We start from the raw sequence: 343 nt of genomic DNA, 5'->3' as shown, positions 1-343 counted from the left end.
ACTTACCTAAGGAAGCTTTAAAGTCCTTTACCTCAGATCGAGGAAAAGAATTTGCTTGTTATCCTGAGGTCGAAGCAGCAGGGATTGATTTTTATTTTGCCGATGCTTATAGTGCCTGGCAAAGAGGAACCAATGAGAACTCTAACGGTTTACTGCGTGAGTTTTTTCCTAAGAAAACAGACCTCGCTAGAGTAATTTCCCAAGAACTCAACCAAGCTTTGTGGTTAATGAATAATCGACCTAGGAAATGCTTAGATTACCAAACACCTTTGGAAGTATTTTTACACGAACTCTTATTAATTGAGTAAATAAAAAATTGTCGCATTAATTATTGCAATTCAAC

Annotated in this window: 1 protein-coding gene; it reads left to right on the top strand. The window is 36.7% G+C overall.

Annotation, left to right across the window (positions count from 1 at the left end):
- On the top strand, window positions 1–308 hold a 308-nt coding region (locus ACEN33_RS12505; RefSeq protein ID WP_407095219.1), incomplete at its 5' end, for an IS30 family transposase.
- Window positions 309–343 lie beyond the last annotated feature (35 nt).

The sequence above is a fragment of the Ruoffia sp. FAM 24228 genome (genome assembly GCF_045528575.1).
In the GTDB taxonomy this organism is placed as follows: domain Bacteria; phylum Bacillota; class Bacilli; order Lactobacillales; family Aerococcaceae; genus Ruoffia; species Ruoffia halotolerans.
Note: the sequence above shows the minus strand (reverse complement) of the source record. Positions and strands in the feature narration are given on the sequence as shown.